Below are 15,647 nucleotides of genomic sequence, written 5' to 3'. Positions count from 1 at the left end.
GTTATTCTACAATCAAAAATTCTAACGAAGTTATCGAGATTTTTAACAAGCTAGGGTGACCAGTTAGTTACTACGATTGGTATAAGTTTGGGTTAGTTTTCTGCTAGCACGTTTAAGCATTAGTCTCTCCTCAAGCTCGGCCATCAACATCTTATCTATAGCAAATGGCAGTCTATCTCTATGTATGCATTAGAAATTGAGCAACTAAGAAAAACTTATGCAGGGGGCTTTGAGGCTCTTAAGGGCGTGAGTTTACAAGTAGAAAAAGGCGACTTTTACGCACTACTTGGCCCAAATGGTGCGGGTAAATCCACCACCATTGGTGTTATCTCTTCACTGGTAAATAAAACGTCAGGCAAGGTTAAAGTGTTTGGCTACGACATTGATACCGATCTGGAGCTAGCGAAGTTGAACTTAGGTTTAGTCCCGCAAGAGTTTAACTTTAACCCGTTCGAAACGGTTGAACAGATCGTGCTGCAACAAGCGGGTTACTATGGTGTACCGAAAGCACTTGCTAAAGAACGCGCTAAAAAGTACTTATCTCAACTCGATTTGTGGGAAAAGCGTGGCGAACGTGCGCGTAACTTATCTGGTGGTATGAAGCGTCGCTTGATGATCGCACGTGCATTGATGCATGAACCTCATTTGTTGATCCTTGATGAACCAACGGCAGGCGTTGATATTGAACTGCGTCGTTCAATGTGGGAATTCCTGAAAGAGATCAATGAGAAGCAGGGCATCACCATTATTTTGACGACGCACTACCTAGAAGAAGCGGAAATGCTGTGTCGCAACATTGGTATTATCAATCGCGGTGAACTGATTGAGAACACCACCATGAAAGCGCTGTTGGGCAAATTGAGTGCTGAGACCTTTATTCTGGATCTGGAAGAGGGCGCGACTGAACCTAAGCTTGAAGGTGTGAATAGCCAAGTGATGGTTAATGGCTCGCTAGAAATCGAAATCGACAAGAATTTAGGTTTGAATACCATCTTTGAACAATTGAGCGAACAGCAGGTAAAAGTCCTCTCTATGCGTAACAAAGCAAACCGCCTAGAAGAGCTATTTGTGAGTATCGTCCGTGAGGGGAATAAATAATATGTACAGCCTATATTGGACCGCTTTCTGCAGCTTGTTGACCAAAGAGATCAATCGCTTCACGCGTATCTGGGTGCAAACTCTGGTGCCGCCAGCGATTACCATGACGCTTTACTTCATCATCTTCGGTAACCTGATTGGTGCGCGTATTGGTGAAATGAACGGCTTTAGCTACATGGAATACATTGTGCCCGGTCTGATCATGATGTCGGTGATCACCAACTCATACTCCAACGTTGCTTCATCGTTCTTTAGTGCCAAATTCCAGAAGAACATTGAAGAGCTGCTTGTAGCGCCTGTTCCTAACTACGTGATTATCGCCGGCTTCGTAATGGGCGGCGTGGTGCGTGGCTTGTTAGTGGGCACTATCGTCACCTTTGTATCGCTGTTCTTTGTTGACCTTCAAGTCGACCACTGGGGCGTGATCATTGCGACGGTATTTCTCACGTCGGTTGTGTTTGCTCTGGGTGGTTTGATCAACGCGGTATTCGCACGCACGTTTGATGATATTTCTATTATCCCAACCTTCATTTTAACGCCGCTGACGTATCTGGGTGGTGTGTTCTACTCGATCAGTCTATTGCCTGAATTCTGGCAAGGTGTATCGAAGTTGAACCCTATCGTGTATATGGTAAACGCGTTTAGATATGGCTTTTTGGGTGTGTCTGATGTGGGTATTGTGACGTCGTTTGGCGTACTAGGTGTGTTTATTGTCGTGCTGTATGGCATTGCACATTACTTAGTTACAAAGGGGATCGGCTTACGTAGTTAACTTTTGGTTATCCAAGAGCTATTAGTTATCCAGGATCTATTAGTTATCTAGGAGCTATTAATTATCCTGAATCGCAGGCAAAGAAAAAGGTCGATATTACATCGACCTTTTTTATGTTTTTCATTTGTGCTTTGCGGTAGCTTGGTTTACGTAAAGAGAGAAAGCGATTACTCAGCAGTTTCTTCTTTCACTTCTTCTTTCGTTTCCGTTACCAAATCAAGAACTTGGTTGTCGATAAGACGAGTCTTACCTAGGAAAGCTGACATAAGAATCACTGCTTGAGTTGATTCTGAAGTGATGGCTTGCAGAGTCTTGGCATCACAAATGAAGATCTCATCTGGTTGCAGATCTGCAGCGCGAAGCTGATCTGTTGCATCTTCAATGACAGACGCGTAATCATCACGACCACCACGAATCGCGCTGCTAATCCAACGCATGGTGCGCGCTAAAACTGGAGCTCGTTGACGCTCATCCATGGTGAGATTGCTATTGCGAGAGCTCATAGCTAAACCGTCCATTTCACGAACCGTCGCGACACCCACAACTTCAATGTCTAACGCTAAGTCAGTCGTCATCTGGCGAATAATAGCAAGTTGCTGGAAATCTTTCTCACCGAAGCATGCAAAGTCTGGCTGAACGATGTTGAACAGTTTCGTGACAATCGTTGAGACACCACGGAAGTGACCTGGACGAGAGGCGCCTTCAAGCATGTGAGATATTCCAGGGACTTCAACAAACGTCTGTTTGTCTAATCCTTCTGGGTACATGACCTCTGGTGTTGGCGTAAAGACTAACTCAACCCCTTCACCTGTTAGTTTGTTTAAATCGGCTTCTAACGTACGAGGGTAGTTATTTAGGTCGTCGGCGCGATCAAACTGCATTGGGTTAACAAAAATGCTTACCACAACAATGTCAGCCAACTCGCGAGCTTTCTTGACCAGAGTTAGGTGACCTTCATGTAGGTTTCCCATTGTTGGGACAAAAGCAACCGTACGTCCATCACGCTTAAACTGTTTAATCTGCTCACGAAGAGCCGCTATTTCAGCAAAAGTTTGCATTGTAACTCCTAAGCGATTGTATGAGCATCATCAGGGAAACGTGCGCTCTCTACTTCTTCTTTGTATAGAGCGACGGCTTTACGCATATCACCTGTTTCAGCTAGGAAATTCTTAGAGAATTTCGGCATGTAGTTCGCAGAAATACCGAACATGTCATGCATAACCAAGATCTGACCATCGGTAACATTACCTGCGCCGATGCCGATAACCGGTACGTCACAAGCCTCTGTAATTCTTTTTGCTAATGAAGCTGGTACACATTCAAGAAGAACGATTTGCGCACCTGCATTTTGCAGTGCTAGCGCATCAGCAACCATCTTATCGGCTTGCTCGTTGTCACGACCTTGAACTTTGTAACCACCAAAAATGTTTACCGATTGAGGCGTTAAGCCTAAGTGTGCACATACTGGTACAGCACGTTCTGTTAGCATCTTCACAGTTTCAATCAACCAGCTTCCGCCTTCGATTTTCACCATGTTCGCACCAGCGCGCATTAAGGTTGCTGCGTTCTCACAGGCTTGCTCTGGTGTGGCGTAACTCATGAATGGCATGTCAGCCATAAGAAGACAGTTTGGGCTACCGGCACGTACTGAGCGAGTATGGTAAGCAATATCTTCAACGGTTACTGGTAATGTATCGTTACGACCTTGTAGAACCATGCCAAGTGAGTCACCGATAAGTAGAACTGGCATATTTTGGCTTTCGAATAATTGAGCAAAGCTCGCATCATAAGCTGTCGACGTCGCGAATTTACGGCCTTCTTGTTTGCACTTGATTAGGTCGTTAATGGTTACTTTTTTCATTGATTTTCCTTAATGCGCTTGGCTATTGCTGCCAAACATTGAGCCCGTTCTTATCTACTATTTTTAGTAGTTCTGTCAGCTCAGTCCCATCAGGGAGTTGTAAACTTGGTGCGATTTCAGCAAGCGGGTAGAGCACAAACTCTCTTTCTTTCATTCCGTAATGAGGAACGGTTAAGCGCTCTGAATCGATCACCTCATTGCCGTATAACACGATATCGAGATCCAAGGTTCTTGGCCCCCAACGCTCGTCTTTACGGACGCGCCCTTGTTCTTGCTCGATCTTTTGAGTGCAATCAAGCAGTTCAATTGGCGTTAATTCTGTTTTAATTGCTACTACCGCGTTGATGTAGTCGGGTTGGTTTTGTGGCCCCATTGGAGTGCTACTATATAGCTGTGAGGTCGCAACAAACGTTGTTCGCGGAAGATTCTTTAGCGTTTCTATAGCCAAATTTGCTTGGCTAACGGGGTCGGCAAGATTACTGCCGACCGCAATGTAAGCTGTTATCATTCGGATTGCTTACTTTTTTTATTACGGTAAGTCTTACGGCGGCGATGACCCGACTTTGATGGTGCTGCTACGTCATTAGCCATCGCTTGACGCATATTGCGTCCTGCTGTTTGATAACGCTCCCACCATTTTGCTAGTTCTTTGGTTTCGCCACCTTCAATTTCGCCACGCATTTCTAGGAAATCGTAGCCAGCACGGAACTTGTTTAGCTCCATCAGACGAACGGCACGTTTACCATTGCGGCGAGGTAGTCGCAGTTGCAGTTGCCAAACTTCGCGAATGGTTGCGGTATGGCGACGAGGAATCGCAATTGATTTTACTTGTTGATCAAGAATGATGTTACTTGCTTCCATTATCGCATCGTAGTGCGCCATACCCTGTTCAGCGACAAGTTTGTCTGCCAATTTGTTCATTGGGTACCAAAGCATTGCAGCAAACATAAACGCGGGGTTTACTCGCTTGCCATCTTCGATACGAAGATCCGTTGAGTCGAGTACCAAATCAAGCATTTGCTCGGTATGTGAGTCGTAACCTTCAGTGAAGTGTTCCGCTACTGAGGGGAACATCTGCTGGAACAGGTTGTACTCGCGCATCAGGTGGTAGGTTTCTAAGCCGTGACCTGATTGCAGTAATTTCAGAGATTCTTCGTAAAGACGCGCTGCTGGGATATCTTTTAAAAGGTGTGCTAACTCCTCAATTGGGTCGGCAGTATCTTCCTCAATATCAAAATCCAGTTTAGCAGCGAAGCGCATTGCACGTAGCATACGTACTGGGTCTTCGCGGTAACGCGTTTCTGGGTCGCCAATTAGACGGATCAGCTTATCTTCTAAATCTTCTACACCACCCGCGTAATCGTGGATGCTGTAGTCTGCAATGTTGTAGTACATCGCGTTAATTGTGAAATCACGGCGCTCAGCATCTTCATCAACATTACCGTACACGTTATCGCGTAGCAACATGCCTTCTTCAGATTGCGCAGAAACGTTTTTCGATGGCTCTTGGTGGTGACCACGGAAAGTTGCCACTTCTATGATGTCACGACCAAACATGATATGTGCCAAGCGAAAACGTCGACCGATAAGGCGACAGTTTCTGAAGAGGTGCTTGATTTGCTCTGGCGTCGCGTTGGTCGCGATATCAAAATCTTTTGGCTGAGAGCCTAATAAGATATCGCGTACACCACCACCGACTAGAAATGCGTCAAAACCCGCACCATTCAAGCGATATAACACTTTAAGTGCATTGTCGCTGATCTGCTTGCGTGAAATATTGTGCTCTTGACGAGTATAAATATTCAGAGCTAATTCGTGGAATCCGCGTTGTTCGCTTGAGGTATTGTCGTTTGTATTCATTAGTTTATAACAAAGTAGGTATCGCCAGCTTTGTTTTTCTCTTAGTCCAAAGTGGTAGTGCAGAGTTTAATTGCGGCTAATAATAGCTTAGCGCGAGCCATTTGAGAACATCGGCGGCTTAGTCACAGGTATTTGTTACGGTATTTTTATGTATCGTTATTGCGAATTGCCGTTAGTTTCGAGCTTATTGCTGTGCTCTTTTTGTAAGCTCTCAGGTAACTGACTGACGCTCCATTGCTGGCAGCCCCACAATAAAACGTCATCTATTGACGCTTCACAAATAGCATTCGGGATATCAAAACCTAAGAATCGCATCGCGTTGATTAACGTCGGTTTTGGGTTGTCGATATCTATTGCGGTGGCATGGTTCTGTTTTGATAGTTTATTCCCCAAGCCATCGGTTGCCAATGGTAAGTGCAAGTAGCTCACGGTTTTTTGCTTGAGCGTCTTATACAAACTGATTTGTCGACCTGTTGGTTCTATCAGATCGGCACCTCTAACGACTTCTGTTACCCCTTGTTCGATGTCATCAAGGACAACTGCCAAGTTATAGGCAAACAACCCATCTCTGCGTTTGATAATAAAATCTTCTCCAGCCAATGCTTTGGGAATTTGAATCGTGCCGTGACGAACATCATCAAAGGACTCGATGGGAAAGTCCATACACAAGCGCACCGCCTGTTCGCCTGAATCAACCAAACCTTTGTCTCGGCAGTGGCCACTATAAAACCCACCCAAGGACTTTATCTGCTTACGGGTACATTGACAGTAGTAGGCCTGATTGTCAGTGACCCATTGATCAATTTGAGCTTGATATAGACCATGGCGCTGGCTTTGATAAACGACATCACCATCCCAATACAGGTGGTAAGCCTCAAGCGTCTTAAGAATGAGGTCTGCAGCGCCAGCCATTTCTCTTGGTGGATCGAGGTCTTCCATACGAACTAACCATTGTCCTTGGTTAGACTTCGCTTGAAAGTAGCTACCAAGAGCAGCAACCAGTGAGCCAAAATGAAGAGGACCTGACGGTGATGGTGCAAAGCGTCCGATATAATTCATGAGTGAGAAACCTAATCTTGATGGTACCGCAGTAGCCGATTTTTAAGACGTTTGGCGATTAGCTTATCGCTATCAATAACGATATCAATCGCTTTTTGAAACAAACAAAAAAGGGAGCCAAAGCTCCCTTTCTTTACATCCGCAAGAATTAACCTTGCATCTGTTTCTCTTTGATTTCTGCAAGTGTTTTACAGTCAATACAAAGGTCAGCAGTTGGACGAGCTTCAAGGCGACGAATACCTATCTCGACACCGCAAGAATCACAGAAGCCGAAATCGTCTTCTTCGATCTTATCTAGTGTCTTCTCAATTTTCTTGATAAGACGGCGCTCACGGTCACGGTTACGTAACTCTAGGCTGAATTCTTCTTCTTGAGAAGCACGGTCAACAGGGTCTGGGAAATTCGCGGCTTCGTCCTGCATGTGGTGCACAGTACGATCAACTTCTTCCCTGAGCTGGTTGCGCCAAGCTGATAAAATTTTTGTAAAATGTTCCGTTTGCTCAGGTGACATGTACTCTTCACCTGTCTTTGCTTGGTACGGTTCAACACCTGCGATGGCTAGGATGCCTAGCGCTTTTTTCTTAGATTCTGGCATACAGCATCTCCTATTTACACCTAGTCAACTGCAAAGCAGCTAATTTTAAGGCGGGTATCTATAGCAGAAAGAACGAATGGTGGCAAATACTCTTGTTAAAACTTGCAATCAATGTGAATAGTTCAGCATTTTTGCTTAGTTATTGATAAATTTAACGGCTTGTTTTAGTTGTATTTGAGTACTGCTGAGCTCTGCTTTATAGCAAAGCACTTCAACTCCAGCGTCTTGTGCTTGTTTTAGTAATAACGAATATTTGGCGTCTATATGGTGTGCCGCAGACACTTTTTCAATGCCTGAATGTAAAACAGTGAATAAAAGTACGGCTCTACTTCCAGATTCGACCATTTCTGTGAGTTCTCGCAGATGTTTTTGGCCTCTAGTTGTCACTGCATCAGGGAAAAAACCTTGCCCTTCGGTCGACACTTGTTGTTTAGTTGATATTTGTTGCTTAGTTGACGCTTGTTCGTCGAGCAAAGTGACACTTTTTACTTCGATATAGCAAGGCGGCTTTTCGTTATCTTCAAGCAGAATATCAATGCGACTATTCTCACTGCCATATTTCACTTCGGTTCGTAACGCGTTATAACCTAAGAGTTCAACTATAGTCCCATTTTCAATTGCTTCCACCGCTAGCTGGTTTGCCCGCGCAGTATTTACACAAATACGGTGACCTTTGTCTGTTTCTGAGATCTCCCAGCTGTTTGGGTACTTTCTTTTTGCATTGTCTGACGTTGAGTACCACACCGTATTGCCAGGGGTCGCACATCCTATCATCGCTCCGGTGTTAGCGCAGTGGATAGTACGCTCGCTGCCGTCTGGAAGTTGGATGTCAGTGAGAAAGCGTTTATAGCGTTTAATAAGAGTCGCGGGCTCTAATGGAGGATTGAAGTGCATATTACTTATTTAGAGAGGTAGGTTTTTATGTACAATGTTGCCAACATTACACCACAAGGTTCACCCATTGCCACAACTGCCCATAGAAGCTGTGATGCCAGATCTGCTCGCTGGCGTACAAACACACACTCAACTTATTCTAAAGGCCGCTCCCGGTGCCGGTAAGTCAACATTCTTCCCTTTACAGTTGGTTAAAACTAATGCTGTTCAAGGCAAAATTATTATGCTTGAACCAAGGCGTTTGGCTGCAAGGAATATTGCGACTTACTTGGCGAGCCAGTTGGGAGAGAAAGTGGGAGAGAGCATAGGTTATAGGGTTCGTGGTGAATCTAAAACCAGTAGTGCGACTCGCTTGGAAATCGTGACTGAAGGGATCATGACGAGAATGATCCAAACCGACCCTGAATTGACTGGGGTTGATATGGTGATCTTTGATGAATTTCATGAACGCAGCATTCACGCAGATACTGCATTGGCGTTTAGCTTGGAGATCCAAGATGCGCTGCGTGACGATCTAAAAGTGGTGGTGATGTCGGCAACCTTAGATCAACAAGCGCTGCAATCTTTGTTACCTGATGCCAAGTATGTTGAATCTCAAGGCCGAACTTTCCCTGTCGACTTTCGCTATCAGCCTCTCAGTACTAATGAATATTTAGCCTCTAAAATGGCGAACGTGATCCGTTCTTTGATGGAGAAGGAATCCGGTTCGTTGTTAGCATTCTTACCTGGTGTTTCTGCGATTAAGCAGGTGGAGTCGCAACTAGAACAGCTCTCTAGCGATATCGATGTCTGTCCTTTATATGGTCAACTCAGTTTTCCTCAACAGCAGAAAGCAATAGCACCGTCTGAGAAAGGGCGTCGCAAAGTGGTATTGGCCACCAATATTGCTGAAACCTCTTTGACCATTGAGGGCATTCGGTTGGTGGTGGATTCTGGTCTTGAACGAGTCGCCAAGTTTGATTTGAAAACCGGCATCACCAAGCTTGAGCAAGTGAAAATCTCGCAGTCTTCCGCTGAGCAGCGTGCAGGCCGTGCAGGGCGAATTGAAGAAGGTCTGTGTGTTCGCTTGTACAGCGAAACGCAGTTAATGCAGCAACCCGCTGTACCGGAGCCTGAAATTCTACATTCTGATTTGTCTTCGTTGGTGGCTGAGTTGACGCAATGGGGCGCTGCAAATGCAGACGAGTTGCAATGGCTAGATGCTCCGCCACAAGCTTCAGTGGAACAAGCCAAGCAACTGCTGCAAAGCCTTGAGCTACTAGACAGCAATGGACAATTTACGGCGCTAGGTAAACAGGCTCAACGTTTAGGTCTTGAGCCACGTATCGCCAGCATGCTGATAAAAGCGCAGCAGGGCAGCCAAGCCTTGTTGAATGCTGCGATTGTCGCCGCCGCTTTACTTGAAGAACCTGAACGGAACGTCACCGATATTCAGCATTCGTTGCATCGACTTAAGCAAAGAAAACATGCGAAAAACAGCGTGGTGATGCAGCGAGCGAAAAGTCTCGCCAGCAAACTCAATCATCACGTAGATTTGTCACAACTTGATGAATCATTGTTACCATTAGTGCTTTGTTTTGCATTCCCTGACCGAATAGCTCAAGCGAGAAGCGCAACCAGTAGTGGGTTCCTTCTGGCGAATGGTCACGGTGCTGAAGTTCGTGATGATGATCCATTGGCGAATAATGACTATATCGTCGTGATTGATTTGATGCGCAGCACAGGGCGAGCCAGTCAAGTTTTCTTAGCTACTGCGGTTGATATTGCGCAGCTAGAAGTTGAATTTCCAAAACTGTTTGTGTGTTCCGATTACGCCGATTGGGATGAGAAACGTGGTCGCTTAGTGGCAGAGCAGCGAGTGTCTTTGGGGAAGTTGATTATCAGCACCAAAGCTTTACCAGAACCCGATGCGAATCAGGCGAGCCAGGCGCTACTCAATTATATCGCTCGATGTGGGCTTGACCGTTTACATTGGACGCCAGCGGCTAAGCAGCTTGTTGAGCGTGTACGCTGCGCTCAGCTTTGGATACCAGAACATGATTGGCCTGCGATGGATAATGCTAGCTTAATTGAACATCTAGATACTTGGTTATCGCCGTATTTGAATGGCATAAAGTCAGCAAAAGGGTTGTCGGGTGTTTCCATTGAACAGGCACTGTCGGCGTACCTTGGTTGGCCTCTGAATCAAGAAATCGATCAATGGCTACCGACTAATTACCTGATGCCAACGGGCAGTAAAAAGGCGATTCGATACCAATATCAATCGGAGCCGGTGATCTCGGTGCGAATGCAAGAAGTCTTTGGCGAACAAGACTCACCATTGATAGCGCAAGGTCGTAAAAAAGTCGTGCTTGAGTTACTTTCTCCAGCGCAGCGACCATTGCAAATCACTCAAGATTTAGCCGGCTTTTGGGCTGGCGCGTACAAAGAAGTACAAAAAGAGATGAAAGGCCGTTACCCAAAACATCCTTGGCCGGATGACCCTGCTAACCATGTAGCAACCACTAAAACCAAACGACAGTTGAATCGATGATGACCAAAATGTTAACGCCAAAAAAGGCACCACCTAAAAAAGCGCAAGCAAAGAAGTCACCAGCGACCAAAGCCAAGCCCAGAAAGCCAAGAGCCGCCGCGAAGAAGAGCAAACCAAGAGCCCAAAAAACGGGTAACCGAGGTTGGTTGAAGATCCTTTGGGGCATTTCTTGGAAAGCTGGCTTAGCACTTGCCGCATTGCTGTTGTTCGTCGGTATTTATCTGGATTCAGTGGTTAAGCAGCGTTTTGAAGGTCAGCTTTTTGATCTGCCAACCGTTGTTTATGCTCGTGTGTTGGATCTGTCTCCGGGGACTGCGGTGAGTTTGACACAGGTTAAGAATGAACTGGATGTACTTAATTACCGTAAAGTGAATTCTCCTCGTCACCCAGGTGAGTACTCTTCTTCTTCAACCAAGATAGAGATGATTCGTCGTCCGTTCGAGTTTGTCGATGGGCCGGAAGCGGATCGTCATGTGATGTTGCACTTCAATGGCAATGAATTAACTCGTATACAGTCGCTAGAGAAGAAAGGCGACATGGGCTATCTACGTGTTGAACCGAAAATGCTGGGCATGCTTGAAAAAAGTAACGATGAGCAACGCCTGTTCTTAAAACGTAATCAGTTCCCAGAAGTGATGGTTGATGCCTTATTAGCAACTGAAGACCGAAGCTTCTATCAACACGATGGGGTATCGCCATTAGCAATCGCTCGTGCGATGGTCGTTAACGTCAAAGCTGGGCGAACGGTACAGGGTGGTAGTACGCTGACACAACAGCTGGCAAAAAACCTGTTCTTGTCCAGTGAACGTACATTGTGGCGTAAGGTTCGTGAAGCCTACATTGCGCTTATCTTGGACCATCGTTACAGCAAAGACCGTATCCTAGAGGCTTACTTAAACGAGGTTTACCTTGGACAAAATGGTGGGCAAGCGATTCATGGCTTCGGTTTAGCGTCTCGTTTGTATTTCGGTCAACCAATTCAAGAGCTCCGCATCGATCAACTAGCATTGCTGGTGGGTATGGTGAAAGGACCGTCGTATTACAATCCGGTTCGTTACCCTGAGCGTGCTAAGACTCGACGCGATCTGGTTCTTCGCTTATTGATGCAGCAAGACATATTAACTCCGCGACAATACGAAGAAGCGGCGAGTCGTGATTTGGATATTCAAGACAACCCACGTATTGCTAGCCGTCAGCCCGCTTACTTCCAACAAGTAAACATTGAGCTTAAGAAGTATGTCGGCGATCGATTTGAAGCGAAAAAAGGGATTCGAGTATTTACCTCTCTGGATCCCGTTTCCCAAGACAAGTTAGAAAAGTCGATTGCTCGTAAAGTGCCTGATTTATCGAAAACGGCAGGTAACAAACTGGAAGCCGCAGCTATTGCCGTGGATCGCAATACTGGTGAAATTCGAGCGATGGTCGGCGGCAAACGTACCGGTTACGATGGTTTTAACCGTGCTTTGAACGCGAGTCGCCCTATTGGTTCTTTGGTTAAGCCTGCCATCTACTTAACCGCATTGGAACAACCTCAGAAGTATACGTTGGCGACAACATTGAAGGACACGCCACTGAGCTTGAAAGGCAGTAAAGGCAGCGTATGGAGCCCAAGAAACTTCGACCGTAAGTTCCGTGGCGATGTACCCTTGTATGTTGCGCTTTCTAAGTCTTACAACGTACCAACGGTTCGCTTGGGGATGCAGTTAGGCATTGATAGCGTCTCAGATACCATTGGAAAACTGGGTGTCGATAAAAACGAAATTCGCCCAGTACCGTCGATGTTTTTGGGTTCGTTCTCACTGACTCCGTTCCAAGTTGCTCAGATGTACCAAACCATTACCAACTCTGGTCGCATTGCGCCTTTGTCTGCACTTCGTTCGGTTATTGATAATGATGGTGAGGTTCTGTATCAGTCTATCCCTCGTGTATCACAAAGCGTTGACCAGCAAGCTGCTTGGTTAACAACGTATGCCATGAAGCGTGGTGTATCAGAAGGTACAGGTCGTTTCTTACAAGGTCAGTTTGCATGGGCTGGGTTAGCTGGTAAAACGGGTACCAGTAATGACAGTCGAGACAGTTGGTTCGTGGGTGTTGATGGTCGTGAAGTCACGACGATTTGGTTAGGCCGAGATGACAATAAACCGACTAAACTAACCGGTTCTAGCGGTGCGTTGCGTGTCTATGCTGATTATCTGAAGCAAAGAACGCCTGAACAACTATTACTGCCTTGGCCAACAGGAATTGCGACCGCTAGCTTTACTCGAACTTCTGAAGGGGCGTTAGAGTTTGACTGTGGTGGTACAGTCAAATTGCCGGTCTGGGATGAAAGTAGCAGCATTAAAAAGGGCTGTGAAAGTCAACCAAAACAGTGGCTAAAGAAGCTTTTTCAGTGGTAAAGTCATAACAGAAAAGAATGACAAGGATAGTTTAGATAATGATTTCTCGTTGGTTAGTGAGTAGCTTGGGTATTGTCGGTACTGTGATCAGTTTTCAACTGTTTGCCGCTACTGCAGCACAGGTTGATTCATCAGAACATGTTGAACTTAAACAAGCTCATAAAAGGCCAACCGTTGCTGTCGTTCTTGCTGGTGGTGGCGCTAAAGGTGCAGCTCACATCGGTGTGCTTAAAGCCCTAGAGGAGATGCAAATTCCGGTTGATTACATTACCGGTACCAGCATGGGCGCATACGTTGGTGGTCTTTATGCGACAGGGATGAGCGCTGATGAGATCGAGAGCTTTATTTATACGGTTGATTGGAATCGCGGCTATCGCGATCGCGTCAACCGTAGTGATCGCCGTGTGCGAGACAAAGAATATGAAGACCGTTATCAACTGAATACTGATCTCGGTTTAGGTTGGGGTGAAATCAAAGCCAGAAAAGGTGTGGTTCAAGGTCAGAATATGTTGCGTATTCTGCGCGAGACCACTGGTAATTTATCTCCCCTCGATTCTTTCGACAGCCTCGCTATTCCATATCGCTCTGTCGCAACCGATATTATCGACCTTGAAGAAGTCGTGATCGATCATGGTCACCTTGTTGATGCGATGATGGCGAGTATGTCAGTACCTGGAGCACTTCCGCCTTATGAAGTTGATGGGCGAATGTTGGTCGATGGTGGTGTCACCAATAACATGCCTGTTGATGTTGCTAGAGCGATGGGTGCTGACATAGTTATTGCGATTGATATCAGTACTAACTACAAAAGCAAAGAAGACTTCACTAACTTTTTAGCCGCAGCAGACCAACTCTCTAATTACCTTGTTCAACGCAGCACTCAAGAGCAAGCCGCGACGTTAACAGACGATGATTTTTTCCTACGTCCTGATGTTGGGCAAATGGAGACCACCGAGTTCGATAAAATGCCGACGGCTTATCATGCTGGATACGAAGCAACAAGGCAGTATACGGATCAGCTTTCTAAGTTGGCGCTCTCTAACGCAGACTATCAAAAGTATATCGATCATAAACAGCAAGCTCGAAAGCAGCTAAAGCATGGCGACCAGACTGTCGTTGATAGAGTTATTATTAACAACAACACCCACTATTCAGATAAGTTGATCGAAAATCGTTTAAACCTCGATTCTGGTCAGGTTATTAAAACCAGTGAAATCGAATCTAAAGTGAAAGATCTTTATGCCTTAGATCGGTTCGAGTTGGTTACTTATGAATTTGAAAATGTTGATGGCGAGGATCAACTGTTGGTCGATGTGAACGAAAAATCCTGGGGTCCAAACTACCTCAATTTTCGATTCTTTCTTGAAGATGATTTCTCGACTACCAGCCAGTATTCGCTCGGTGTTTCTGCCAACTTTACTGATATTAACAAACATGGCGCAGAGTTAAGAACCAATCTTGAAATGGGTACTGACAAGCGTATTGAAGCGGAACTCTTCTCGCCATTCTTTTCGAGTCAAAAGTTGTTCACATCTGTGTCTATTGCTTACAGCAACCAGAATCGAAACCTGCCAGCAGGAATTGGCGAGATTGGAGAACCTACACTGGATGCAACCAAAGACTATTTACCAATGTCTTATCAAGAGTATCTGAGTGAATTGGCATTTGGCTATCAACCGACATTGTGGCAAGAGCTGAAATTTGGAGCGCGTTATACAGATGGTAGCATTGAGGTGGCATCATTACCTTCATTAGGAAGTGGTGGCTATAAACGTATTGGTGCCTTTGCCAGTTATAGATTGGATACTTTGGACAACTTCAGTCTTCCTACCGAAGGTTATTTTGTCGATTTAGAGTACCTTATCTCTCATGACGATTTTGAGAATGAGAGCTCTAATGGTGGTTCCGATTTTTCTTCTGAGAGCGATACAGTCTTTGAACTTTCGGCCAATTTTATGGCAGCACAAAGCATTGAAAAGCATACTTTAGTCGCAAAGGTTGATTACGGCATCGTAGAAAGTAAAAACTCAGTCTTTCCGATTGATCCGAAAGAGTTAGGAGGGTTCCTCAATCTATCCGGTATTCCAAGAAATAGTTTGATCGGTCAGAACTTAGCTTACACCAGTTTGATCTACCGTTATAAGTGGTTTGAAAATGACTTCGGCCTCTTTGAATCACCGTTCTACGTGGGTGCCTCTATTGAACATGGTGGTGTTTGGTCAGACAATAATTTAAGACTGGATGAAGCACCAATGTATACGGCAGGTTCTGTTTTTGCGGGTGTCGACTCACCCATCGGGCCGATCATATTAGCTTATGGCCGAACCGAAGATAACTTTGATTCGGTGTATCTGATTGTTGGTACTTCCTACAAATAATCATGCGTAGAGTCACCGTTTTACTGCGTAAATAGGCAAAAATAGTGGGACTTTTGTCTTAACTTGCTATGTTGGTCAAAATGATAAGATTTTAATTTAACGTTAAATTTGCTATTCTACCGCCCACAGTTTGGCCTCTATGATGCCGCTCATCAATACAAATTGAATGACAAAAATGGCAATGGAGAGCCAAGTTTCCAA

The 15,647-nt window shown here is 45.3% G+C and carries 12 protein-coding genes; 5 read left to right on the top strand and 7 right to left on the bottom strand.

Annotation, left to right across the window (positions count from 1 at the left end; translation table 11 throughout):
• Nucleotides 1-180 precede the first annotated feature (180 nt).
• Nucleotides 181-1,098 (top strand): ABC transporter ATP-binding protein, encoded by a 918-nt coding sequence (locus AB4407_RS14250; RefSeq protein ID WP_372121031.1) that lies wholly within the window; start codon nt 181-183, stop codon nt 1,096-1,098.
• A 1-nt stretch (nt 1,099) separates the two neighbouring features.
• On the top strand, nt 1,100-1,870 hold the full coding sequence (locus AB4407_RS14245) for an ABC transporter permease (RefSeq protein ID WP_009847587.1): 771 nt from the start codon (nt 1,100-1,102) through the stop codon (nt 1,868-1,870).
• A gap of 167 nt (nt 1,871-2,037) precedes the next feature.
• Here the strand turns inward: AB4407_RS14245 and panC are convergent, their stop codons facing one another.
• The 7 genes from panC to sfsA form a co-directional block, all read right to left on the bottom strand.
• Nucleotides 2,038-2,928, bottom strand: a complete 891-nt coding sequence (gene panC / locus AB4407_RS14240) for a pantoate--beta-alanine ligase (RefSeq protein ID WP_372121030.1) — start codon at nt 2,926-2,928, stop codon at nt 2,038-2,040.
• Nucleotides 2,929-2,936: 8 nt separating this feature from the next.
• On the bottom strand, nt 2,937-3,731 hold the full coding sequence (panB, locus tag AB4407_RS14235; protein WP_372121029.1) for a 3-methyl-2-oxobutanoate hydroxymethyltransferase: 795 nt from the start codon (nt 3,729-3,731) through the stop codon (nt 2,937-2,939).
• Nucleotides 3,732-3,753: 22 nt separating this feature from the next.
• Nucleotides 3,754-4,239, bottom strand: a complete 486-nt coding sequence (gene folK, locus AB4407_RS14230) for a 2-amino-4-hydroxy-6-hydroxymethyldihydropteridine diphosphokinase (protein WP_009847584.1) — start codon at nt 4,237-4,239, stop codon at nt 3,754-3,756.
• Nucleotides 4,236-5,591, bottom strand: a complete 1,356-nt coding sequence (gene pcnB / locus AB4407_RS14225) for a polynucleotide adenylyltransferase PcnB (RefSeq protein WP_372121028.1) — start codon at nt 5,589-5,591, stop codon at nt 4,236-4,238. The genes folK and pcnB overlap by 4 nt, the downstream gene beginning before the upstream one ends.
• Nucleotides 5,592-5,747: 156 nt before the next feature.
• Nucleotides 5,748-6,650: a tRNA glutamyl-Q(34) synthetase GluQRS gene (gluQRS, locus tag AB4407_RS14220; RefSeq protein ID WP_372121027.1), complete on the bottom strand. Its 903-nt coding sequence runs from the start codon at nt 6,648-6,650 to the stop codon at nt 5,748-5,750.
• Nucleotides 6,651-6,798: 148 nt separating this feature from the next.
• Nucleotides 6,799-7,245 carry an RNA polymerase-binding protein DksA gene (gene dksA / locus AB4407_RS14215; RefSeq protein WP_009847581.1) on the bottom strand — a complete coding sequence of 149 codons (447 nt, stop codon included), beginning with the start codon at nt 7,243-7,245 and terminating at the stop codon, nt 6,799-6,801.
• A 135-nt stretch (nt 7,246-7,380) separates the two neighbouring features.
• Nucleotides 7,381-8,139, bottom strand: a complete 759-nt coding sequence (sfsA, locus tag AB4407_RS14210) for a DNA/RNA nuclease SfsA (RefSeq protein ID WP_372121026.1) — start codon at nt 8,137-8,139, stop codon at nt 7,381-7,383.
• 34 nt (nt 8,140-8,173) lie between these two features.
• On the opposite strand from sfsA, the gene hrpB reads away from it, so the two are divergent.
• The 3 genes from hrpB to AB4407_RS14195 are packed head-to-tail and all read left to right on the top strand — an operon-like array spanning nt 8,174 to nt 15,446.
• Complete coding sequence (gene hrpB / locus AB4407_RS14205; RefSeq protein WP_372121025.1) at nt 8,174-10,672, top strand: ATP-dependent helicase HrpB; 2,499 nt, start codon at nt 8,174-8,176, stop codon at nt 10,670-10,672.
• Nucleotides 10,669-13,068 carry a penicillin-binding protein 1B gene (gene mrcB / locus AB4407_RS14200; RefSeq protein WP_372121024.1) on the top strand — a complete coding sequence of 800 codons (2,400 nt, stop codon included), beginning with the start codon at nt 10,669-10,671 and terminating at the stop codon, nt 13,066-13,068. Before hrpB ends, mrcB begins: the two co-directional genes overlap by 4 nt.
• Nucleotides 13,069-13,106: 38 nt before the next feature.
• On the top strand, nt 13,107-15,446 hold the full coding sequence (locus AB4407_RS14195) for a patatin-like phospholipase family protein (protein WP_372121023.1): 2,340 nt from the start codon (nt 13,107-13,109) through the stop codon (nt 15,444-15,446).
• Nucleotides 15,447-15,647: the final 201 nt, after the last annotated feature.

Origin of the sequence: Vibrio sp. 10N.261.46.E11, assembly GCF_041472735.1 — a bacterium.
Lineage (GTDB): Bacteria > Pseudomonadota > Gammaproteobacteria > Enterobacterales > Vibrionaceae > Vibrio.
Note: the sequence above shows the minus strand (reverse complement) of the source record. Positions and strands in the feature narration are given on the sequence as shown.